The sequence below is a fragment of the Spiroplasma sp. DGKH1 genome, from assembly GCF_040940205.1.
In the GTDB taxonomy this organism is placed as follows: domain Bacteria; phylum Bacillota_I; class Bacilli_A; order Mycoplasmatales; family Mycoplasmataceae; genus Spiroplasma.
In genome coordinates, this window is record NZ_JASTWG010000003.1 from 173,098 (window position 1) to 195,749 (window position 22,652).

Below are 22,652 nucleotides of genomic sequence, written 5' to 3' on the forward strand. Positions count from 1 at the left end.
AGCTTAGTAATCTTTAATTTTAGTTATCTTTTTCTTTGCTTGTCATGTTTTAATTAAATATTGTCCATATTTTTTTAAATAATATAGGGGATAGCCTGCAAACATCACTCCCATGGTAATTAAACAATTTCATAGTTCTCACATATTTTTGGTAGTTTTTCCATAATAATACATTGCAAGCACTGCGCCTACAAATGTTATTAAACAAGCAATTAAGGAAAGAATAGTTAAGATAATAAAGACCAGGTTAGAATAAATTCGTTGATAAGAGGAATCACGATAACGTAAATAAATGATTACTCCCATTGTTAATGTTTTTAAAACACTGACTGCTAAGATAAAATAGTTTGTAACTTGAAATAGTGATGACCACAAAATGTAAATAATAGTTAAACTAGTTAGTAATAGCATTGCTAAATACGGCATGTTAGTTTTAACTGTTGTTTTTTGAAAAAATTTAAACAAATCCCCTTCTTCACTCATCTTAAAAATTAATCGGGAATGATAAACTAAAAAAGAATTTAATGACCCAATAAAAATTAAGGTAGCTAATCCAGAAAATAGATAACCAAGAAAATTTGGAATCTTTGGATTATTAATAATTGCATAGTATCACACATTCGTAATATTACCGTGGGGGTCTAACCAGTTAAGGGGTTTATTAACAGTTAATAACCCAATTGCCAAGATTACATATAAAATAATAATTGCAATTGTTGACCAAATTAAAGCGCGGGGAATATTTTTTCGTGGTTCAATAACTTCCCCACTAATATAAGTAATGGCTTCCATTCCCGAATAGGCAAACATTGTCATCGCTGTCGCTGGTAATAATAAAAAGGATGCTAAATAAATTTGGCCAAGATTTTGATTAATAGTATCTTTTTGAAAACTAGCAGTGTTACCATAAATTATCGCAATGAAAAGTAGTAACCCAATTGGTAACAATTTTAAAATAGTAAACACAATTTGTGATCAGCCGGTACTTTTTTTAATAAAAAGTTGCATTAATAATAGTAACAATAAAATAATAATCCCAAATAATTTGGCATACCATTCATTTTGTAAACCAGTAATACTTATAATGATGTTTCCAAATGCTAAACAAGCAGTTGCCACGGCGGTTGCGCTAACAAACAACACCATAATTCAACCAAACCAGAACGAACATGCATTTCACTTAGCTCTTTTAATTCAATAATAAGAAGTACCATTTTCAGGATAGGAAGTTGCAGTTTCGGAAAATAATAGCATTTCCGGAATGACTAATAAACCCCCTAAAATTCAGGCAATAATCATTAAGATTGGATTAAACTGGGCTTGGAAACCAACTTGACCAAACGAAACTAATATCGAAGTTCCTAAGGTAGCGGAAATTGCCAACATTAAAATTTGTCAAAAATTATATTTCTTTTGTAATTTCATTTTTTAACTCTTGCTCACTTTCTAAGAATTTTTTAATTTTTGCTAGGTAAAGATCATGTCCTTTGCTAATTGCTTCAACATGGTCAAGAAGCGGAAAAGCTACTAATTCACTAAGTTGCGCAGTTTCATATTTTAATTTTTGGTTAATAAATTTTTGACTCATAAAAAACGGAACAAAAAGATCTTGTTCACCATGGAATAATAAAAAGGGAATGTTTTTAATTCGGTGCTGTTCTTTTAATAAGTTATATTTTTTAATATCAACTCCTAATTGACGTTTAAAGATTCTTCGTAAACCCCAACTAATTAATCACCACGGCTTTTGGTAACGATAAGTCATCACATAACGAAATTGAACTAATAAGTTACTGAATCCACAATCACTGATTATTCATTTTAACTTTGGATTCTGATAACCATAGTTAAGCGCATACCAACTAGCACAACTAGCGCCCATACTATTACCAATGACCCCAAATTCGGCAACCTGATAATTTTGCATTAGTCATTGGGTTACATCTTCAACATTGTGGGCATTAAAATAACCAATCGCGCTATATTGACCATAGCTTAGACCATGGGCAACACTATCAAAAGTCAAAATATTATAACCTTGTTGATAAAAATAATAAACTTGTCGGAGCGCTAAATACTTATTTTCGGATCACCCATGTAAACCAATTACTCATTTATTAGAAGTTGGATTCTCTAAAATTAACATACTAAGTTCATCACCATTATGATTAAGAATGGTTAATTCTTGAATTTGTTGCTCTTCTTGGGGTGTAAAACTAAAATTAGTTAATTTTTTGACCGCTAAATCAGCATGGTAATGTTCCAAACTATTAAATTCAACCAACTGCTGGTTGATTTGTAGTTTCCCTGTTCGTTGATAATCTTGGGTAAAGTTAAAAAATAACCGACAGTATTTTTTTGATCAATAATAAGCTAGTGGAAATAAAAATATTAAAATTATGAAGTGTCATCAGTGGTAGCAAAATTTACGATATCCCTGTTTTAAAACTTTCGAAGAGGGATTTTTATTAACAATTAGCATTTGTTCTCCTTTACTAATTTAACTCCTAAAATTAATTTAGCATAGGTACTTGAAAAGACAAAATTAAAAAAACTAGTTTCTTAATTTTCCCAGTGATTTGATGATATTTTTTGGTAAAACAAGATTAATAAAATAAGTTAAAGCAAACTTTTTAATTAATCAATGAATAATTTTAAATAAAAAATCAACTTTAACATAAAAAATAGTTACGATAACTATTTTTTATGTTAAAATTAACTTAGTTTTTTAATTATTTAGAATCAGTTTTTATTTTGAATTATTTGAACGTGATTTTTCACTGCTGCTTTGACGGCTTGAGTTTCCAGTATTACTTGAAGAAGTATGACTTTGTGTACTACTTTTTTGGTTTTCTTTGTTGTTGTTCATACTGTTGTTCATAATCAATCCCTCCTTTCTTTTATTGGCGGGTAAATTAATATATGACCTCAATTAAATACAAAAATGTAATCAATATAACAATATATCCATTACTAGTTTAAATATTTAATTAAGCAGTTAAATTTGCGTTTCCATAGTTCTCTTCCAATCACATTTAACATTTACCTACCAATATAGTAATACTATTAAGATGAAAAAGCAATAATTTTAATCATTTTTTTTAAAAAAATTAAAAATATTTTATTAATTTATTATTAACTAAAATTACTTTTTTATTAAAAAATAGTTATCTTTATTTAAAGATAACTATTTTTTTCTGTGTGGAAAAAATTTAATTTATTTTAAAGTAAAAGTAAATTCGTTACTTTCTCCTTTTATAAATGTTGAATTTAAACCAGTGACTACTTTAATTGTGTGCTGTCCTGACGGTAAAGAAAGTTCATCCATTTTTATGTTAGGATCTTTATAAGCAATATTATCAATAATATAATAATAATCAAAACCATATATTAATTCGGTAAAAGAATGATCTTGATTAAATTGAAATTTAGCAAAAATACCATAAATAGCACCTTGAAAAGCATAATAAACTGAATCTCAAAGAAAACTATCTCCACTTTTTAAAAAAAGTTCAAATGTTTCATTAACTCAATGAGTAATACTCAATCTAACATCAGGGATATTTTTTTTAAAACTAAATTTACCTATAAATACTTGCGAATTAGGAGCTCCTTCCAAAGTAATTAATGTTTTACCAACACTGGGATTACGAGCATATAGTGTTACTAAATCATCATATTTTATTACTTCATCATTTATTATTAATAAATAGTCTTGCCCATATTTAAAGGGAATGTCTGGAATTTTTTCTTGCATGCCATGAAAATTAAGGCGTAAAAATCAATCAATTGATGGAAAATCTTCTTTAAAATGTGAATATATTTTTTCTCAATTAGTACTAAAACCAGTAATTAAAGTTTTATAAGATAAATTTTTATAAAATATAAGCTTATCAAAATTTTCTTGGACAATAGCATGATCATAATTACCAAATAGTGTTGAAGAAACTCTTGGGTTGTAATCAAAGCGATCAACATTAAAAGGTTGCATTTTAACTTGAAATTTTTTTTGACCAAAAATATGTTTTTGATCCCCAATTATGGACAACGTAAAAGTATCTTGATCTTTTAGATAATCTCCAAAGGTGACCCATTTTTCATAAGGACTTATAATTTCATCATTAATTGCAAAATTATAATATGTTGAATAATAATTATCTAAATTAATTTCATTATAAGGGTCAATTCAAAACCAAAAACCTTGTTCCACTAATTGTTCAAAAATAGTATGCTTTTCACTAGAATATAACCTTTCTAATTCATCGTATTTACTAAAATTTAATCGCTTAGGATCTAAATTAAAATTAGCTAAATCAGTATTTTTAATATAATCTTGTTTTGTTTGCGAGTGCTTACAAGCAATAATAGTAATACCTAGATTTAAAGTTAACATTATTGATGTTAAAAATAAAAATATCTTTCGGATATATGTTTCCTCACTTAAAATGAAAGTATAACTTAATTATATAATAATTAAATACTATCTATCTTTAATAAAATTAATTTTTTTAACTCAGCAAAATGATGATAATTCAGCATTTGCATAATCATCAAAATTATGTACTTGTGTATAAACTTCAAAGTGATAACGGTTAGTTTTTTGATCTTTTAACAAAACTATTTTTGCTCATCATTCATGATATCCTCACACAACTGCACCGCCATTTTTTTCTTCGTAGGCATCCAAAATTTGTATTTTACCATTATCAATTATTTCATTTAAATTAATAGTTTTTTCAAGAGTTTTATTAATAATTTCATCATTATAACGTTTAAAAGTATAACGATATGTAATTGTTAATTTACTATATTTTAAGTTAAGAATATCATTAAGTGTTTCAAACGTGGATGATTAAAAAATACTCACATTAAATTTTGAACTAATAACTTTTGAACTGAAGAATATATTTTAAAATACCCATTTTTAGAAGCACTTGAAGAAAAAAATATCTTATGAACTAATTCATCTAATAAAAGCAGGCATAAACGATTAATTTCTAGAACTGATTTATTATTTTTATCTAAAATTAATTTAATTCCATAATTTCTTTCATTTTCTTTTGCCAGTTTATTATTTTTTAACTCTTTGATTCTTTCTTTAACAATTTGAGCATTAAAATATTCTTTATCGCTATCATTTATTATAAAAGCTGATAAACAAATATCATAGCTTTCAAAATTATTTTGAAATGATTTTAATTTCATAATTTCTTTTACATCATTATTTGAAAGTATAACACCAGTTGCAATTCTTTTTGTTTTTGGATTGTATAATTCAACATTTTTTTCTTTTGGTCAATAACCAACTATTCTAGGAACTCTTTTAAAACTGTCATAACTACCTGGAATTGTATAATCACTACGAAATAAAATAAAAATATTATTCTTATATTGCTCTAATTCTGATATATCTGTCAATTGAAAGTATTTATTTAAAATTTCCATACATATTATTATTTATTTTCTTGTGATTTTATTTCTTGTAATTTAAGTTCCATCTCAAGAATTTGTTTTTTAAGTTCAAGTTCTTTTAAAGAGTTGTTTTGATCTTGCACTGTATTTTGTTTATCTAAAACTGGGTTAATTGTTCCATCTGAAGATAAAACTTCAGTATGCTTTGCTCAAATTTCATCAACTGTTTCTTTACCATAAACTTTACAAATGAAATTATAACCAGAAATACTAATTGATTCTAAGATTGATTCAGTCAATTTTTTATCTTCAATTGCTTTATAATGTGCTTTCTGTGCTGCACAATATTGATCATATTGTTCTTTTGACATACCTGCACGTTTGTGTGGTGCTTCTCCAAATACAAATTTAAAAATACCCATATTTAACAACTCCTTTTATTTATAACTAAATTATAACAAATTAAAAAAATAAGGGGATAGTTTTACTATAACTTTTTACCCTTATTTGCTTTTAAATCTTGTTTAATTGTTTTATTTGTGTTTCTAGTTGATTCTACATTACTACGTTTAGTCACATATTCATTATGTTTTGATATTTTGGTATTTAATTTATCAACTTTTTTATGAGTTTTACTAAATTGTTTACTATTTGCATTTGTAATAGAATCTGTTTTTTGTAGTAATGAATTTCGCTGTTTAACTAATTTATCTCCTTTAGTTTGCATAAATTTTAAGTTACTTTGTTTTGCTGTTGCACTAGCATCTTTTGATAAAGAAATTAGTTGTGGATTTCATCCTGTAAATGCACGACCCACTGTTTTAAATGGTGCTGCTACACCTCTACCAACACCACGAGCAAATCCTTTAAATCCACCTTGTTTTCAATTAGCAATTCCTCTTGATAAACCAACGGTCATTCCAACTGCTCCTAATCCTACTGCTGTCATAAGTCCACCACGTCGAGCTAATTTACCAAACTCTCCGCCTCTAACTTTTTGCGCAAAACTTGTCTTTTGAGATTGATTTGTCATTAAGTCACTCATCATATTATTTGAACTCATTGTTGCAGGACCATTGACTGCTTGAGACATATTCATTTGATTCATTTCAAAGCCAGGTGCTCCAGCATATGATTTTACACCATTAACTGCTTTACCTTTATTCTTTGATAAAAATCCTAAAGCTTTCATAGTCATTTTCCCAGCCATTGCACCAATCCCTAAACCAGCTCCAACTGATTTCATTGATGCCATTGATTCATGCATTCCAACTGATTCTCCAATAAATGCTGCAATTAAAGTTGAAAAATGAATTAATGCTAGTCCACCACCGGCAATTGTAATAAACAATAATACTCCTTGTGCCATTCAATCATTTCCTAGCGAAGTTTGTCCTGAATAAATCACGGTTGTTAATTTTTGCATAATACCAACAAATGTATATCAACCAATTAAAGTTGATAATGTTGCTAAAAATTTACCAATTGTAAATTCTCCTCATTGTTTTAATCGTGCACCATCATCAAGAACAGTAATTACACCAAAAATAGGTGCAATAATAAACAAGAACATTAACTCTACTACCTTTTGAACCAAAATCATTCCAGTCATTAGAATAACAAATAGCATAAACCAAACTGTTAATAATTCAATAATTAAATTATACTTTAAGATATTACCTGGTGGTCCATAATCGGTTGGAACATTAATGGTTTGGTCTGGTGAACCAACCTTATATAACGCATCAGCAATAGATCCACTAGTTCCCATTGCACCACTAATTGTCTCTGCAAGTTTTGAAACGAAAAAGTTAGCAACAAAGAAGATAATCGGAATTGTAATAATAAAGACAATTCCTTTGAATGATCCTACAAATGCCTTTAAAAATTTAATTTTCATTTCAGTAGTTTCTTTGCACATTAAGATAATCATCTGAACACCAAAAATCAGTGCTCAAATACAACCTACGATAATTAAAATAATAAAGAATGCAATTGGTAAATTTGAAAAGTCAAAGTTATCAGAAGATCCAAAGATGATATCTGATAAAATTCCACCTGATAAATAATTTAATATCTTATTAAAAATATTAATAATTTGTAACGGACCTTGTAAAAAGATTCGCCACATTAAATCCAGTAATGCTTTACTAATTCCATCTCATATTGATAATAATTGCATTTTTTAACTCCTTTCTAGCCTGTTGGCGAAAATGAAATTGAGAGATTATATCCCATTGCTGCAAAAACAGCATTTACAATGGTTGGGACTGCAAAAAATCCAATAGTACATCCTAAAGGTAATCATATTGATGATTTTAACTGCGCTCTTAATTCTGGATCATCAGCAGCCATCATTCATTTAAAAATACATAAACCTGTCTTAATAGCAGCAACTAATCCACAAAACCCTAAAAGTAGTCATAATCCTAAATTAACTCATGGTGCCACAGAGTCCATAACTCCTTGCCCGTTAAATCCAGTACCAGACATTAAGTTTAAATTACTCATATTTGTTCTCTCCTTTCGCATAAGCATCCTATCCGAAAGTTAATAAAAAGCACACAATATAATAAAAGAACTTACCGTGTAAGTTCTTGAGAGTCATTAAAATGTTGTTGTTTTAAATTGTTATAAATTAATTCTTTTAAATCAGCAGTTACTAAATTAATAATTTCTTTATCAGAAGTTTTACTAATCTCTATATTTTCTAATGGCATATAGCCTTGTTGTGCCATTTCCTTTAGCAAATAACTATTAATACTTGTATGCTCTAAATAATTTTTAATTGTTGTTTCTAAATAATTATCTGCATGTTGTAGTAAATTATCTTTATTGGATTTATTTCAATCTTGTGCTACTTCATGTAGAAATAATTCTGTAATTGCATCTATTTTTGTCATATCATTATTCTCCTTTCGCATAAGCATCCTATCCGAAAGTTAATAAAAAGCACACAAAAAATAAAAACCAATTCTTAGCGAACTGGTTCTTCTTTTTTAGCAATAATATTACGTTCAACTACAAAATCATCTCATACATATTCTTCTAATACTGAATTTACTATAATTGGATTATCTGCATTTCACTCAATTGCTTTTTCTAAAATATTGTATCCTTGAAGATATAATTGACCAGCTAATTCAAATAATTGATAATTATATATTTCATAATCAACAAAATAATCACTTGTATATTCTTTGACATCATTATAAAACTCATCATCATTATCTAATTTATTTAAAATATCTTCTAAAGACATTTCAAAATTACTAATTAAATCTTTTTGGTAATCCAATCTGATATCAAATAAATTATTTTCTTTGCTCATAATATTTTTTCCTTTCCTATCTAGTAAAACCTATATGTTCATTAAACTCTTCTTCTAAATTTTCAAAACAATCATACCTATTTTCTATTTTCTTAATGTAATTGTCGAATTTGTCTTTGTGAATATTAGGATCTAACTTATATTCTTCAAAAAAATAAAGTTTTTTCTCATCGTTAGTTGTAAAAATTAAGTTGTCTTTTTTATCAAAAATTGCAAACTCAAGATCATAACCATAATAATTTTCAAATAAATTAAGCATTGTAAATTCATCAGTAATTTTGTGCTCACTAATTTTATATTCATGGTAATTTTCATACCCATCTATTTCATTCATCAATAAGTATTTACTCCATCTCTTTAAAACATCTTCTTTTGTTTTTTCAATACCCGTACCATTTTTCAATGATTTATTTGACATAATTTTATACTCCTATCTTGTTCTGACTGCTACATTAGTCAGATCTCTCTTTTCAAGCAATTCTTTTCGTACATCTTGTTTGATTAATTTTTTAATTTCATCAATTGAATTAAAATCTGATAAATTATATTCTTTTATAAAACCATTTGTTGTAACTATTTGAACCGTATTACTATTAGTTGGTGATATTCAGAGGTCTAATGTATCATCATATTGCCGAAGTTCATTTTTTAAGTCAATAATGTGAATCATATTTAAAATTTCTAACATTTTAGTTTGCTTTTCAGTTCTATTCATTTAAATTATCCTTTCTGTCTATTTCTATTAAAGATGAATTAGATTTTGCTTTTCTACTTTCATTAGATTCTTTATTAATTAGAATTAAGTAAATTATTAAAGAAATTAAAATCCCTAATGGCAAACCAATCAAAATTATGACATAGCCAATTTCTAAAGATGGTTTTGCAAATATCAAAATTAATAAAATTAATAGATTTATTAATAAAAATGGGAGTAATATAAGAATTGTCCTAATTGCTTTATTAATAAAATTTTCAAGTTTTTTTACTTTCATCTTCTTTCTCCTTTCGTATAGGCATCCTATCCGAAAGTAAATAAAAAGCACATCATTATAATGTAGTTAATGGAATAAACGAAATTAAAGAAATAACAAATATTATTAAAAATAAAATTAAAGAGATTTTATAAACTATTAACTTTCTACTTTCTTTTTTAGGTAAAACATCAAATACCTTTTTTAATTTTCGAAACTTTAAATATTTCATTAATGAAATGCTGGCTATTAAAAATGATATAGTTATAATTCCAGATAAAGCCATACAAACTGTTTCCATATTATCTTTCCTTCCCCTTTCCTAAATCATTGAATAATTTCAATGAACTATTTAAATCTTTTCCAATTTGTTTTTTGATTGCCCAATATAATTTATTAAATAAATCACTAAATGATTTTTCTTTCTTTTTATTGACATCAAAGTCATTAATTCATTTGTTATTTTGTTTAGTAAACAATGATGACTGTGATTTTTTATTTTTGCTAAATTCATTATGTTGATTTTGAGCTTTCATAAATTTAATAACCTGGTTACCAATCCGATTGTAAATTCCATCATTTTTGTCATACAATCTTTTGTTTGCAAAGTCATGAGCAAGATTAATTTTGACATCATTATCTAGTCCTCGTTGTTTTAATTCAGCTTCCAAATTAAATAATTCTTTCTTATACTCATCAAAACTATTTTTAAGATCTGTTTCACTAACAAAGTTATCAATAATTTCGTTAATGAAAGAGCGAATTGAACTTGGTAAACTCGCATAGCGAGTATTCCCAGTTTTTGGTAACATATTTTTTAATTTATGTAATTTATTACTTAATTCTTCGTTTGCATTCGATTGATAAATTTTATGTGCTTCTTTTCACACTAATGATTTACCATTTTGTTCTTTAGTACTTGAAACTAAGTCATTTTTTAGTTTATTTTCTCTTCAAAAGAAATCTTTTAAATGATTACGAATATAGTTATCAATTTTAACTTTTAAATAATCATATGCTGGAACAAAGTTTTCATACATCTTTTTTGAAAACGGATTTGAAAATTTATTATGTTTCTGATCTTGCCCATTCCATGTTCGAGGGTTCTTTTCAAAAAAGACAAAATGAACATGAGCATGTTCGGTATTAGTATGATATGCAGCGAATCAATCAATATTATCAGGGTCTAAACCATACTTTTTAAAAAAACTTGGTAATACTGCTTGAGTTATTTCCATAGCACGATCTACCGTATGAACTTTGTAATCATCATTAAATTCAGTTGATAAAGATCAAACATTATCTCAAATATAACTTTCTGTTTGCGCTAAATTATATCTTAAATTATCATAATCTTGATCATTAAATAATCCCTTTGACCCAAAAAGACCAGTTGATGCCGATTCACGACCAATATAGTTTATTGCACTACGTTCTTCATCCATAAAAATACATTCTTCAACTAACTTTTTAGAAAATTCATTTGCTGTCGCTGATTTTCTGGCCAGATATTTAATAATATTTCCGCCAGTGTAATGCTTACGTAACTGAGAATTGCCAGGTTGGACAATTCTAAAATTTCTAGCAATAACAGGCTTATAATATTTTTTATTTTCCATAACTTCTACTCCTTTCGCATAGGTATCCTATCCGAAAGTGAGTGAAATGCATATAACTTAAATTAAAAACCAACTCTTAACGAGCTGGTTCATTTTGCAAATTATTAATTATTCTTTTTAATTCATTATTCTCTAAAAGTAATTGGTTAATTTTTTCTATTTGAGTAACAATAATATTATTCACTTTATTTTCTAACTCAATAAATTTTTGTTTTAATTGTTGAATTTCTAGATAAGGATTATCCATATTATTAATATTAGCAAAAACTCCAATTAGTTCTTTATATTCTTGAGAAGATAACCTATAATTTTTATTCTTTGATAAATTTCATCCATTTTGTAATTTATCTGAATTGACTTTATTAATTCCTGTTGCATAAAAATAAGTTGGTTTATTTAATTGCTTAACAAAAACTGGTTCACTATCATTACGTAATTTTGTAGTTCCATATCATATTAATGATTCTTTACCCAAATATTTAAGTAATATAGCTGGGCGACCATGATCATGATCTTCATTATCGGAACGATGAAGTGAGTAAATATACCCTTGTTTTTTAAATAATTTAGTCATTTTATCTCCTTTCTATGTGCAAATTAAATGATTTGATATATAATAAAATTGTTTAGATACAGTATGATCTGAATATTCAGGCCTAATACATTTGTATTAGTTAACTTGCGTGGGGTAACCAAACCCGCGATTTTTTATTTATAATGTAAATATTATGCAAAAGAGCCTAACGAGTAGGCTCTTCATTTTCTTTTAACTTAGCTTTGTATTGTTGATATTGTTGTTGTTCCATATTCATTTTTCAATGTAATTTATTAGCCAATTCTTCTCCTGAAATTTGTTTTGGTGGATTTTCAAAATACTCTTTTTGATTATCTAATTTAACTAATTCGTAGTCATAATCATTTCTAACCAATAATCGAACTGTACGATTATTTTTATCTTGCGGATAGTAAATTGATTCTTTATTATTAATATCCGCAAACTTTTCATAATTAATAACTACTCCATAACCACGATATAAAGGTGGTCGATATATAATTGAACCATTTTGTAATGTTTCATGAATATTAATTCTATTTAGTCAAAACTCATTTGCTAAAACATCATTTTCATCAATAACTGTATTAAAATTTTCAGATTTTAAGTTAATATCATTAGTCTGTTTGTTTACTCGAATTTCTAATTTATTGTCTAATATTGCACCTAGTTCAATATCTGATAACTCAGTTACTATTTTATTATTTGAATTACTGCAAGCAATTTTATATTGATTTTCTAAATATTCTTTTAATGTCATCTTTTCCCTCCTTTCGCATAAGTATCCTATCCGAAAGAAAAGAAAAAGCACATTCTTTCTCTAAAATAAAACCAATTGATATCAGCATTTTTTTACTAAACTTAATGATAGAATTTCTGACTCATTTAAAATATAACTATTTTCATTAATATCATCCTCATTTTGCAAATTAATAATTTTTTTAATTACTGAACTTCTACTTTTATGAAGAAATAAAATATAATTTAGTTTAATACATAGAGTTACTATTTCATCTGACTCTTGTTTTAAATTTTTATAGAACTGAAACAATTTATCTCCTGGAATTTTTTCAATTTGAAAATTATTTAATTGTTTTTTTAAAAATAAAATTGCTGAATCTAAATAATCCTTAGTTGTTTGATGAATTTGAATATCAGTTGCTAATAACCGATAATAGCTTTTGGCAATTGAAAATATATTAACTTTTAAAAATTTATCTAATTTATCCATTATTTTTATCTCACAACTCTTTCTCCATCTTGTTTTGAATTTCTAATATATTCATCAATGTCTTTATATGCATCATTCAAAATTATGGTTTTAACGTTTTTTCCATAGTTAGCTAATTGGTTTTTAATTTTTTCAGTTGCTTGTTTTCCAGGTTCATCATTATCTAAAAAAATGTATATATTATCAAATTTCTTTGTTACTAATATTTCATTATGTTTTGATAAATTTGTCCCCATTAATGCAACAGCAGGTTTTCCCAATTTTGATAACGCTATTGAATCCATATAACCCTCAACCAAATAAACATCTTTTGAATCATTAATATTATTTATATTGTATAAAATCTTAGATTTTTCAAAAATTGGTGTCTCAGGTGTATTTAAATACTTAATATTACTATTATTTTTTAGATCTCGTCCACTAAAACCAACAACTTTGTCAAATTCATTTATAATTGGAAACATAATTCTTCCTTTAAAAAAATCAATAAACTCATTATTTGTATTTTTACGTACAAGTCCTAGTTCATATAATTCTTTGATTTTATATCCACGTTTTTGCAAATAATCTTTTAATTCATTATTATAACTTGCAAATCCAAGATTAAACTTTTCTATTGTCAAAGAATCTAATTTCCTTTCTTCTAATAAATAATCTTTTATATTTTTAAATCGTTCAAGATTTAACTGATTTTTAAAAAATAAAGTTGCGTAATAATTAATTTCATACATCCGCTCTAGTTGCTGATTTGGTATTTTTTGTTTTATTGGTTCGTTATATTTATAAGTTGAATCATAACCATATTTTTTACTTAATAATTGACAAGCATCTTGATAAGCCATATGTTTTAGTTCTGAAATAAATTTTGGTGTATTGCCACCTTTACCACATACAAAACATTTGAATATCATTTTAGCTGGCGAAACAGTTAATGACGGTCTTGAATCTGAATGAAACGGACAAATTCCAATATAATTTCTTCCACGTTTAGTAAGTTTAACATATTCGCCAATAATTTTAACTATATCCATTTTTATTCTCCTTTCGCATAGGCATCCTATCCGAAAGAAAAGAAAAAGCACATATTTATCATTATGTGCTTTAATTAAATCAAGATATTTATTTAATATATTTTTTTAAATCTCTGAGATAGATCTGTCAAAATGTTTAAAATTTTTCTAGAATCCATTTTTTAATATCTAACATAATTATTTACCTCACTATTTCTTCTTCCAATATTTTATTAACTTTATTTTGGATTTCGACTAAAATTAATGGTTCATAATCTATTTCATCGTTTATTTGCTCAAATATATCTATATTTGTGCTAATATGGCCAAGATATATTGTATCTGAAATTAGTTCATCTTTATATCGAAATTGCATCTCAGCACGATACATATCCATTTCAGGTTCTTCTAATTCAATTGAAATAATTATTTGAATATGTTGTTTTTGACATTCTTTCATATATTTTTTAATATCAAACATAATTACTTACCTCACTATTTTTTCATTTTCTAATGCAATGTTATTTGATTTAACCAAATATTCTGATCATGACTCTAATAAATAATGTAATCCATTTGAATAGTTGTAAAATTCTTTGTCGTATCTATTTGATATTTCTTCGCTATAGTCTAACTGAATTTCTTCTTCTGGTTCACTTAATGATCAATTTTCATGATCATATTCATAATCTTCTTCATTATCATAATCATCTTTATCTGGTTCATCAGCTAATCAACTATCATATTCTCAATTTTCTTGATAGTAAGAAAAATTACTATCATTAATATCTAAATTTTGCATATCACAATCTTGTTCAATTTGCTCCAAAATTTTAACAATTTTGACAATATCTGCTTGTGCTAGTTCATTAAAATTAGTCGTTTTATCTAGAAAATCTATTAAAACATCATTCCTTAAGATTTTTAATGTTTCTGAAAAGTTAAATAATTCAACATCACCACTAGTTTTAGGATTTTTCCCCTCATTATAACCATTACAAATATATTGACTGAATCCTCCGTTTTCAACTTGATATAATAAATTACTAATTGTAAACAACTTACATAATTCATTATAATTTTCTTTTTTAGGTAATTTATCTAAATATTCATTTTTAAAATACTTATTATCAACATTACTACTATTTGTGATTATATCCAATATATTGCTTGAACTCTGTGATTTATTTCCATATTTTGATTCTAATACTATGTTATGCATATTTTTCTCCTATCTAGTATTTTCACTTATAAATTCTTGTTCTAAAATCGTTTGAAATGTTATTGATAAGCTATCTAAATTATTTTTTGAACAAACTTCTATTAATTGTTCTAATTCTAGTTTAGTAAAACCTATCATAACTGATATGCTTTCCATTTTATCTCTCCTTTCGCATAGCTATCCTATCCGGATTACTTATTTTTGCACATTATATCTAAGGTTTTTTACCATATTATATTCAAGACTTTTTGTTGTTTGATTAATGTGTCTAGTTCTTTTAAAAGTATTCAAATTAATTTCTGGTTTATCATTACAAATTCGATTTTTTACATAATCATTTTTAAATGGTTCATTTAGTAAATATTTATGTTCTTCACAAGTTCATCTAATTATCCCTGGTTTATTTAAATGTGATATAACTTTCATTTTATTAAAACATTCATGAACTCCACATATATCATAAGGCACATTTTTTAAAGTATGAGTTATATTAACCATAATTAAATTCCCATTCAATAAATTTATAGATATATTTACTATGTACCTCAAATAAGTGGACATCCACACTTATTTCGTTTTCATTAAATCATTTTTTACATCTTTTGCAAAAATACTTGTTCATATTATTTTCCTTTCTAGTTTTATTATTAAATTCATTGAATTTGTTTACCTTGAATATTTAGCTTATAACAAATTCAAACACATCCTTGATTAAAAGATGTAGTACAGCCTTTAAATTTAATTCTTTTTTTAAAAATTAATATTTGAATATCATTATTATATTTTTCAAATAAATTACCCCTTGGCTCTGTTTCTAAAGTTCTTAAAGGTAATAACATTGCAAATGGAATATTTAACTCAAACAATCGCTCCAAAATTTGATTTTGAATACTAAATGGAGGATTAGAAATAATCAGATCGCAATGATTAGGTGGTTTAGTAATAAAGAAATCATTTTGTAAATCATCAAAGATATGAGTTGCTTTAAAATTTGATAAATTATTATTTAAAGCTTCTTGTCTGAATTCAGATTCTAGATGATTAAAAGGTAATCATACATTCCGATATTTTTTAATATTAATTCTATTATACATATCTTGTACAACTCATTTAGGAGTTTCAACATGATCTTTATTCCTAATTGGTGGTTCTTTAGAGATTACTCTAAAACCATTATTCTTCATTCAATATTACTTCCTTTATTTTATTGTGCAATATATATAATTTATAATCTCCTAATTGTAATTCCCCTATTTTATCACTATGATCAATTAATTTTGTTGAATCAGCTCGAATCATCTCTACTATACATTTTTTATGAAAAGACATAGTTCTTAATTTGTCATTTGATGTTGTTTTGCCTTTAACATTCATTAAACATTTCTTTTTTATTTTTTTAGCACATAAGCTGCATTTTTCATGATCCGCATTTATTAACAACGATATTATTCAAAAAAGAAATATTATAAATACTACTAAACATCCAATTGTTATTGCTAAATTTTGTTCTAAAGTTGTCATTTTATTCTCCTTTCTTATAAGTTAATTTAAAGATTTATAATGATCTTTGCATAAAACAATTGCGGCATATAATTCTAAATTATTTTTTAAAACAGGTTTTACTGTAAAGTTTATTCGAACATATGATGAAACATTTCTGCAGAATGCAACTCCACATTCTGTTTTTTCGTCTTCTACGAAATTATTTAATATGTAATCTTCCTTTCGTAATTTGATTTTTGTCATATTATTATTCTCCATTCTTAAAGATTCTCTTATCTTCTCCAACCAATTCTTTTTCAGAACACATACCTCTTATTCTAGACAAACATCGATTAATTGATTGGCTATCACATTTTTTTAATCAATATTTTTCTAATTCTGTAATACTAAAATTTGAAGTAAAGCATGTGAATAATTTATTATTAAAACGATAATCTAAAATAGGTAGTAATATTTCACTAAGCATTCAATTACTTGGTGTTTCATAACCAATATCATCGATAATTAATATCTCTGTTTCTTGCAAAGTTCTAGAACTAGGCAAATTAGTATAGTCATTACTGCTCATTGCTCTTTTTAAATCTGAAATATATGTAGGTCAATTAAGCAATAAATAATCTATACTTAGTTTTAATTTTTTAATTTCGCCAAGAGGAGTTTTTCAATTATAATCTCGATAACAATACTTTTTTAATTCATTCATAGAATAAGTTTTGCCAACACCAACTTTACCATATAAATATATTCCTTTTACTTTTTCATATGTTCTTATTTTGGTAATGCATAAATTCCAATTAATCATTTTATCATTTCTCCAAATCAGATATTAAATTATGATGTGAATATTCAGTTGAATTGTTATTTAATTTTTCTTGATCAGCCAAATACTTTTCTTTATTACTAATGGCAACTTGTTCAAATAATCAAATTATTTTATTTCCAACTATTTCTTTAAAGTTTGTCTTAACTACTTGCTTATATTTTTGGTTATATAAAAATAATTTATAAATATTGTTAGAGAAGATTTTAATCCCAATTGATTTTCAATAGTTTGAACTCATTAACAAGGTTTTAGGAATATAAAATCCGTATTCTTGGTATGGTTCTGGCAAAAGAACAAAAATTGCTTTTTCTGTGTTTTGTAACTGAAGATTATATTTTTGATTTATATAAATTAATTTACATAAATATTCTTGTTTCATTTTATTTTCCAGTTGACCCAAACGCTCCATTATTGCGCTCATTAAATTCTCAGTTACTTTCTAAAATTAAATCGCTTAAAACAATTGGTTGAATAACTAGTTGAGCAATTCTATCTCCTTTTTTAATTTGATATGAACTCAATCCATCAATTAAAGTAGTTGCTGTAAGTATTGCATGAATTTCGCCATTATATCCACTATCAATTGGTGCTGAATGAGAAATAATTCCCTTTGCTGCTAGCGATGATCTTGGTAATACCAAACCCATATATCCATCCGGTAATTCTATTCCAAATCCTAAAGGAACTTTAATTGTTTCAAAAGCTTTTAATTCAATATCTTCTAACGCATAAACATCAATTCCCGCATCATTATAGTGTTTTCTGCCTAAATCATAATTAGTCACACTCTTGTTTTTTATTAACATCCTGATTTTCATCTTTTTCCTCCTTAAATAATAATTTTATAAATGTATTTCTAGCATTATTTAAAAAAGCAATTGCACTATCTAAACTAGACGATCGTATATTAATAGAACATCTTTTAGAGCTCTTATCATATTCAATAAAATAATTATCTAATTTATCTTTATAACTTAATTCGCACGTAACTTTGTTAATTTTTTCAATAATATTATCTTTTTCCATTTTTATTTTTCCTTTCTATGTCTTCAACAATAGTTTCCATATTTTTTGTTATTACTACATTGATGCGGTACTACTGATAATCTTTCTTTTGAATAAACTGCCTCATAACATTTTCTTTCATCCAATTTATAATAATGATTTAATATTGGTTTATAATCTGGCATTATTTATCATATTCCTTTCTAGTAATATTTATCAGTGCAACTATCACACACATATCGTTCTTTTGCTTTAAAATTTTCTCTTAATTCTCTTGGAGAACATTCATGAATAAGGAATTTTATTTCTTCTTGTGTATATCTATTATCTGGAAATATTCAAACTATAGTATCATATTCACGATTTATTCAATCTTCTTGACAATCTTCACAATATTTTCTATTTGCCATTAATAATTTCTCTTTCTACGGTTCCATCATAATTATGCATTTCTTTATAATCTATAAACTGAATGAAACTATAAAGATAATCTTTATGACTATAAAATAAATGTTCATCTGCACTTATATAATTAAAATCTTTTTCTCTTTTATCGCATTTTTCACAATATCACATTATTTTTTACCTCCAAACTTAGGTTCTATACTATCAACAGTTTTTTTAATTTCTTTAAAAACCTTATTTAATTTTTCTTGGAATAAAGCAATATCAACATATTTGAATTCACTATTTAAATACATATCTCTTGAAAAATAAAAACTTTTATTAAATGAGCTATATTTTGTTGGTATTTCATAATTATCAAATTCTTTTTTAAAATAAATACTTAATCTAGTTCGCCCTGAAGATGAAGTATCATATCTCACTTCGCTTTCAAATACTTTACCATCATTTTTAAATGGTTCAAATAATTCTTCTACTTGTTTAGAAAAAATAGGATACTCATTTAATAAATAATCAATAAAATCTCTTAAATCTGTTAAACCATCTAGTCCTTTGATTCCTCTTTGTATTATATAATCTTTCATTTTTTTCTCCTTTCTAATCAAATGTTGCTGAACTAAGAGCACAAGTTGAACAACAATAATCTTCACTGTACCCACATTTTGGGCAAAGCTGATTATCACATCACATACAAGTTGGTATTATCTGAAATCCTTTAATTATCTTGTCACAATTTTGACATTCATAATCTCCATTAATATTTTCAACAAACAATTCTTCCATTAATTATATTTCTCCAATTTTCTTTTATTGGCTTTAACTTTATTTTTATGAACTTTTATTTTATGCTGTTGTGCTTTTCATTTCTTTGTTTTCACTATTAACACTCCTTCTATTCATAGAACGTTGCACTCTTTTTCTATGAAGTTGCTTTTTATTTAATAATTTTCATGATTTCTTTTTCATTGAATTTTTCCTCTCTTTAAATACATAAATCGTTATCTTGATAGCAATATCAACAATGAAAAATAGTTTCACAAGTATAGCATTGATATACTGTAACATTTTTAAATTTTACTAATTGTTTTTTTAAAATTAAATTTTCTTTAAAAGTTTTTTGCTGTAATTTTTTATTTAAATCATATTGTTCCTTTGCTCATTTTTGAAAATTATCCATAGTTACTCCTCCAAATTTTTGTAGTTTCATTTATCTTTTAAGATTAATTTATTACCACATTTTTTATCTGCACAATCTTGATAACTATCAACATCACATTCATGCAACCACTCAAAATCACTTTTCTTTAATTGTAATTTTGGTTTTGGAACTCTAAGAATTGTTCCACATTCAGGACAGCAAGTTTCATAATTTGTTAAATCATTTCGTAACATTTCAATTTCTTCATCTTTTTCTTTTATTTCTCGTTCATATAATTCTTTAATTTCTTTTAAATCACTATAACTATTAATATGTAAATTATCATAACCTTGTGTTTCTAAAAATTCTTCTCAACTTTTAATTGATTGTTCTAAATATCTTAATAATTCTGATTTCATTATCGATGCCCTCCATTTTGCCGATTACCACAATAACCACAATAATGATGATTATAATAACTATAAGTAGCATATTCTTTACAATTGCACAATTTACATTCACATTTCATTATAATGTACCTTTAAATTTTTTCTTTAGTGCTCAATAACGATTATGATGCACTCATCCTTTACATATTTGACATCAATTAGTTTGATTAACAAATTCTCCTTTGGATGTTTCATTATATTTACAAACAATTTGATCTGCATTTGTATAATCTTTGAAATTACAAGTGCATTTCTTCTTATTTCTATTTAAATAATTATAATGGCCACTTCAGTTTTCTCCTGGCATTATTTATCACACTCCTTTAATAAATTAAAATATCTTTCATAAATATGCATTGACCCCACATTGTGAAAATAACTACCTATTTTCAATTTCAATGTTTTAGCTATATAACTTTGTATTTGAGTAAAAAATACAACATCATACATAAAACCATAAATTATGTCATTGCTGCGCATAGTTGTAATACAAATTAACTTTTTATTTCTTACAAAGAATTGCAGCGCAATTGTACATGGTATATCATTTATCCCTTTTCTTTCTTCCATATTTTGAGGAAGTTTAATATTAATTACTGCTCTACGAGAATTATTATCATTTCTTAACTCATTAATTACTCATTCCAATTGGTTAAACGAATCTTTATTCGTAAAATATGAATTATTCATTATTCGATATCCATAAGCACTATTAACATATTGCTCATTTGAATTAGAATATAATTTATTTCAAAATTTTGAATATTTAGCAATTGATGGTAAATCAGATTTACCAGATCAATATCAATCTAATTCGCCATTTAAATAATTCAAATTAGGTTTCCTAATTTTTGAATTAATAATATTGTCGCTAGGATTTTTAATTTCTATGTGACAGTTAATAAGTTCTAATGTTGAAAAATTTCGAGGTGATGTTTTTATTCCTATTGTTTTTAAACTATATAAAATTTGTTCAAATGCATCTGTAGCATTATTAGCAATTATCATTTTCGTTTAATAACAAAAACATCACATTTTGGTTTTCTCTTAAATAAAAGTTTTTTAAATAACTTATCAGCTCGTTTTAACTGTTTCCAATTAAAGTTTTCTTTTCGTTCTAAATGTGCTTTTTTAATTAAGTTTTTAGAAGCTTGATAATAAATAATATATCCATTTAATTTTGAAAGTTCTAACTCCAACTTTTCTAAATCATGAATTCCTATTTTAGATGTTCTATTAAATATTTTTGAATAAACAATTTCTCCATAAGCATATCTATCAAAAATTATATTTAAAGAATCATCAGAATTTAATTTTGAATATCATTCATAAGTATTAGGCGTTTTTGAATCTGAGTGTATTATTATCACTTTTGAATTTAAATTATTACATAATTTATTTGCAAAAGTTGTTTTGCCAACACCATCAATGCCCTCTAATACTACTCTATTCATTTATCGATATTTTTTCATTCATTAAATCCATGATATCCATTCCTGATTTCTTATTTGCTCTTTCCAAGAGTTTAAACGCTCTTCCTCTTAGAGATTTTGCCATAATATTTAAAATTGTTTTATCTTTAGTTAAAATATAGCCTCTTTGCGATGAAGCAAATTTATAGCCGTTAATAAAATTATCTTCATCATCTAACTTCTTTAAAATCCTCGAAAAAATTACTGATGAATTTAAAATTGATAATTGTCCCTCATAATCAGGATAATTCGTTAAAAATCGTATATTACAAGAACTAAGTATTAAATCACGATGTATCCATTTATCAATTGCGTTTTCATTTAAAAAATCATAAATATATGATTTATATACTTTTTTAAATAATTTTATAGTCATTTCTACCTCCTATTTGTTTATTACATAAAATAAGGATTTATAACTAGTCAAAATATCATCTTATTCAGTCATCTTATTCAGTCATCTTATTCAGTCATCTTATTCAGTCATCTTATTCAGTCATCTTATTCA

Annotated in this window: 40 protein-coding genes; all 40 read right to left on the minus strand. The window is 25.6% G+C overall.

The genetic code is table 4. From position 1 onward, the window contains the following. Positions 1-3: 3 nt before the first annotated feature. Positions 4-1,425, minus strand: coding sequence for an amino acid permease (locus QPK10_RS03415; RefSeq protein ID WP_368486625.1), 1,422 nt, complete (start codon positions 1,423-1,425; stop codon positions 4-6). Continuing rightward, complete coding sequence (locus QPK10_RS03420) at positions 1,403-2,482, minus strand: alpha/beta hydrolase (protein WP_368486626.1); 1,080 nt, start codon at positions 2,480-2,482, stop codon at positions 1,403-1,405. Before QPK10_RS03420 ends, QPK10_RS03415 begins: the two co-directional genes overlap by 23 nt. Positions 2,483-2,749: 267 nt before the next feature. After that, on the minus strand, positions 2,750-2,881 hold the full coding sequence (locus QPK10_RS03425; protein WP_368486627.1) for a hypothetical protein: 132 nt from the start codon (positions 2,879-2,881) through the stop codon (positions 2,750-2,752). A 336-nt stretch (positions 2,882-3,217) separates the two neighbouring features. Next, positions 3,218-4,393 (minus strand): hypothetical protein, encoded by a 1,176-nt coding sequence (locus tag QPK10_RS03430; protein WP_368486628.1) that lies wholly within the window; start codon positions 4,391-4,393, stop codon positions 3,218-3,220. Positions 4,394-4,480: 87 nt separating this feature from the next. Next, complete coding sequence (locus QPK10_RS03435) at positions 4,481-4,687, minus strand: hypothetical protein (protein WP_368486629.1); 207 nt, start codon at positions 4,685-4,687, stop codon at positions 4,481-4,483. 125 nt (positions 4,688-4,812) lie between these two features. Continuing rightward, positions 4,813-5,445: a hypothetical protein gene (locus QPK10_RS03440; RefSeq protein WP_368486630.1), complete on the minus strand. Its 633-nt coding sequence runs from the start codon at positions 5,443-5,445 to the stop codon at positions 4,813-4,815. Between the two features lie 8 nt (positions 5,446-5,453). Further along, on the minus strand, positions 5,454-5,834 hold the full coding sequence (locus QPK10_RS03445) for a hypothetical protein (RefSeq protein ID WP_368486631.1): 381 nt from the start codon (positions 5,832-5,834) through the stop codon (positions 5,454-5,456). Between the two features lie 65 nt (positions 5,835-5,899). Further along, positions 5,900-7,594, minus strand: a complete 1,695-nt coding sequence (locus tag QPK10_RS03450; protein WP_368486632.1) for an Mbov_0396 family ICE element transmembrane protein — start codon at positions 7,592-7,594, stop codon at positions 5,900-5,902. A gap of 14 nt (positions 7,595-7,608) precedes the next feature. Next, on the minus strand, positions 7,609-7,923 hold the full coding sequence (locus QPK10_RS03455; protein ID WP_368486633.1) for a hypothetical protein: 315 nt from the start codon (positions 7,921-7,923) through the stop codon (positions 7,609-7,611). Between the two features lie 71 nt (positions 7,924-7,994). Further along, positions 7,995-8,315, minus strand: coding sequence for a hypothetical protein (locus QPK10_RS03460; RefSeq protein ID WP_368486634.1), 321 nt, complete (start codon positions 8,313-8,315; stop codon positions 7,995-7,997). Between the two features lie 74 nt (positions 8,316-8,389). After that, positions 8,390-8,743: a hypothetical protein gene (locus QPK10_RS03465; RefSeq protein WP_368486635.1), complete on the minus strand. Its 354-nt coding sequence runs from the start codon at positions 8,741-8,743 to the stop codon at positions 8,390-8,392. Between the two features lie 16 nt (positions 8,744-8,759). Further along, positions 8,760-9,161, minus strand: coding sequence for a hypothetical protein (locus QPK10_RS03470; RefSeq protein WP_368486636.1), 402 nt, complete (start codon positions 9,159-9,161; stop codon positions 8,760-8,762). A 12-nt stretch (positions 9,162-9,173) separates the two neighbouring features. Next, positions 9,174-9,458, minus strand: a complete 285-nt coding sequence (locus QPK10_RS03475; RefSeq protein WP_368486637.1) for a hypothetical protein — start codon at positions 9,456-9,458, stop codon at positions 9,174-9,176. Beyond that, positions 9,451-9,735, minus strand: a complete 285-nt coding sequence (locus QPK10_RS03480; protein ID WP_368486638.1) for a hypothetical protein — start codon at positions 9,733-9,735, stop codon at positions 9,451-9,453. The genes QPK10_RS03475 and QPK10_RS03480 overlap by 8 nt, the downstream gene beginning before the upstream one ends. Positions 9,736-9,790: 55 nt before the next feature. Further along, a complete protein-coding gene (locus tag QPK10_RS03485; RefSeq protein ID WP_368486639.1) occupies positions 9,791-10,015 on the minus strand; it encodes a hypothetical protein in 225 nt (74 codons plus the stop codon). Between the two features lies 1 nt (position 10,016). Next, complete coding sequence (gene mobL, locus QPK10_RS03490; protein ID WP_368486640.1) at positions 10,017-11,333, minus strand: relaxase MobL; 1,317 nt, start codon at positions 11,331-11,333, stop codon at positions 10,017-10,019. A gap of 76 nt (positions 11,334-11,409) precedes the next feature. Beyond that, complete coding sequence (locus QPK10_RS03495) at positions 11,410-11,907, minus strand: hypothetical protein (protein WP_368486641.1); 498 nt, start codon at positions 11,905-11,907, stop codon at positions 11,410-11,412. A 166-nt stretch (positions 11,908-12,073) separates the two neighbouring features. Next, on the minus strand, positions 12,074-12,646 hold the full coding sequence (locus QPK10_RS03500; protein WP_368486642.1) for a hypothetical protein: 573 nt from the start codon (positions 12,644-12,646) through the stop codon (positions 12,074-12,076). Positions 12,647-12,706: 60 nt separating this feature from the next. Beyond that, positions 12,707-13,117, minus strand: a complete 411-nt coding sequence (locus QPK10_RS03505) for a hypothetical protein (RefSeq protein WP_368486643.1) — start codon at positions 13,115-13,117, stop codon at positions 12,707-12,709. 5 nt (positions 13,118-13,122) lie between these two features. Next, complete coding sequence (gene dnaG / locus QPK10_RS03510) at positions 13,123-14,148, minus strand: DNA primase (RefSeq protein ID WP_368486644.1); 1,026 nt, start codon at positions 14,146-14,148, stop codon at positions 13,123-13,125. Positions 14,149-14,329: 181 nt separating this feature from the next. Further along, a complete protein-coding gene (locus tag QPK10_RS03515) occupies positions 14,330-14,608 on the minus strand; it encodes a hypothetical protein (RefSeq protein ID WP_368486645.1) in 279 nt (92 codons plus the stop codon). Between the two features lie 6 nt (positions 14,609-14,614). After that, positions 14,615-15,349: a hypothetical protein gene (locus QPK10_RS03520; protein ID WP_368486646.1), complete on the minus strand. Its 735-nt coding sequence runs from the start codon at positions 15,347-15,349 to the stop codon at positions 14,615-14,617. Between the two features lie 9 nt (positions 15,350-15,358). Further along, on the minus strand, positions 15,359-15,505 hold the full coding sequence (locus QPK10_RS03525; RefSeq protein WP_368486647.1) for a hypothetical protein: 147 nt from the start codon (positions 15,503-15,505) through the stop codon (positions 15,359-15,361). A 39-nt stretch (positions 15,506-15,544) separates the two neighbouring features. Beyond that, complete coding sequence (locus QPK10_RS03530) at positions 15,545-15,847, minus strand: hypothetical protein (RefSeq protein WP_368486648.1); 303 nt, start codon at positions 15,845-15,847, stop codon at positions 15,545-15,547. 149 nt (positions 15,848-15,996) lie between these two features. Further along, a complete protein-coding gene (locus QPK10_RS03535; protein ID WP_368486649.1) occupies positions 15,997-16,533 on the minus strand; it encodes a sugar-phosphate nucleotidyltransferase in 537 nt (178 codons plus the stop codon). Then, positions 16,523-16,870, minus strand: coding sequence for a hypothetical protein (locus QPK10_RS03540; RefSeq protein ID WP_368486650.1), 348 nt, complete (start codon positions 16,868-16,870; stop codon positions 16,523-16,525). Before QPK10_RS03540 ends, QPK10_RS03535 begins: the two co-directional genes overlap by 11 nt. 21 nt (positions 16,871-16,891) lie before the next feature. Continuing rightward, positions 16,892-17,095 carry a hypothetical protein gene (locus QPK10_RS03545; protein WP_368486651.1) on the minus strand — a complete coding sequence of 68 codons (204 nt, stop codon included), beginning with the start codon at positions 17,093-17,095 and terminating at the stop codon, positions 16,892-16,894. Between the two features lie 4 nt (positions 17,096-17,099). Continuing rightward, positions 17,100-17,654 carry a hypothetical protein gene (locus QPK10_RS03550; RefSeq protein ID WP_368486652.1) on the minus strand — a complete coding sequence of 185 codons (555 nt, stop codon included), beginning with the start codon at positions 17,652-17,654 and terminating at the stop codon, positions 17,100-17,102. Between the two features lies 1 nt (position 17,655). Further along, positions 17,656-18,084 carry a hypothetical protein gene (locus QPK10_RS03555; protein ID WP_368486653.1) on the minus strand — a complete coding sequence of 143 codons (429 nt, stop codon included), beginning with the start codon at positions 18,082-18,084 and terminating at the stop codon, positions 17,656-17,658. Further along, a complete protein-coding gene (locus QPK10_RS03560; RefSeq protein ID WP_368486654.1) occupies positions 18,056-18,493 on the minus strand; it encodes a dUTP diphosphatase in 438 nt (145 codons plus the stop codon). The genes QPK10_RS03555 and QPK10_RS03560 overlap by 29 nt, the downstream gene beginning before the upstream one ends. Next, positions 18,453-18,701: a hypothetical protein gene (locus tag QPK10_RS03565; RefSeq protein WP_368486655.1), complete on the minus strand. Its 249-nt coding sequence runs from the start codon at positions 18,699-18,701 to the stop codon at positions 18,453-18,455. The genes QPK10_RS03560 and QPK10_RS03565 overlap by 41 nt, the downstream gene beginning before the upstream one ends. Before the next feature lie 182 nt (positions 18,702-18,883). Next, positions 18,884-19,090 carry a hypothetical protein gene (locus tag QPK10_RS03570; protein WP_368486656.1) on the minus strand — a complete coding sequence of 69 codons (207 nt, stop codon included), beginning with the start codon at positions 19,088-19,090 and terminating at the stop codon, positions 18,884-18,886. Continuing rightward, positions 19,080-19,256 (minus strand): hypothetical protein, encoded by a 177-nt coding sequence (locus QPK10_RS03575; RefSeq protein WP_368486657.1) that lies wholly within the window; start codon positions 19,254-19,256, stop codon positions 19,080-19,082. Before QPK10_RS03575 ends, QPK10_RS03570 begins: the two co-directional genes overlap by 11 nt. Then, a complete protein-coding gene (locus QPK10_RS03580; RefSeq protein ID WP_368486658.1) occupies positions 19,256-19,669 on the minus strand; it encodes a hypothetical protein in 414 nt (137 codons plus the stop codon). Before QPK10_RS03580 ends, QPK10_RS03575 begins: the two co-directional genes overlap by 1 nt. A gap of 259 nt (positions 19,670-19,928) precedes the next feature. Beyond that, a complete protein-coding gene (locus tag QPK10_RS03585) occupies positions 19,929-20,051 on the minus strand; it encodes a hypothetical protein (protein ID WP_368486659.1) in 123 nt (40 codons plus the stop codon). Between the two features lie 16 nt (positions 20,052-20,067). After that, on the minus strand, positions 20,068-20,262 hold the full coding sequence (locus QPK10_RS03590; RefSeq protein WP_368486660.1) for a hypothetical protein: 195 nt from the start codon (positions 20,260-20,262) through the stop codon (positions 20,068-20,070). Positions 20,263-20,264: 2 nt separating this feature from the next. Further along, positions 20,265-20,642, minus strand: a complete 378-nt coding sequence (locus QPK10_RS03595; RefSeq protein ID WP_368486661.1) for a hypothetical protein — start codon at positions 20,640-20,642, stop codon at positions 20,265-20,267. Between the two features lie 336 nt (positions 20,643-20,978). Next, positions 20,979-21,680 carry a thymidylate synthase gene (locus tag QPK10_RS03600; protein ID WP_368486662.1) on the minus strand — a complete coding sequence of 234 codons (702 nt, stop codon included), beginning with the start codon at positions 21,678-21,680 and terminating at the stop codon, positions 20,979-20,981. Beyond that, positions 21,674-22,126, minus strand: coding sequence for a hypothetical protein (locus tag QPK10_RS03605; protein WP_368486663.1), 453 nt, complete (start codon positions 22,124-22,126; stop codon positions 21,674-21,676). The genes QPK10_RS03600 and QPK10_RS03605 overlap by 7 nt, the downstream gene beginning before the upstream one ends. Continuing rightward, positions 22,119-22,520, minus strand: coding sequence for a hypothetical protein (locus tag QPK10_RS03610; RefSeq protein WP_368486664.1), 402 nt, complete (start codon positions 22,518-22,520; stop codon positions 22,119-22,121). Before QPK10_RS03610 ends, QPK10_RS03605 begins: the two co-directional genes overlap by 8 nt. Between the last annotated feature and the right edge of the window lie 132 nt (positions 22,521-22,652).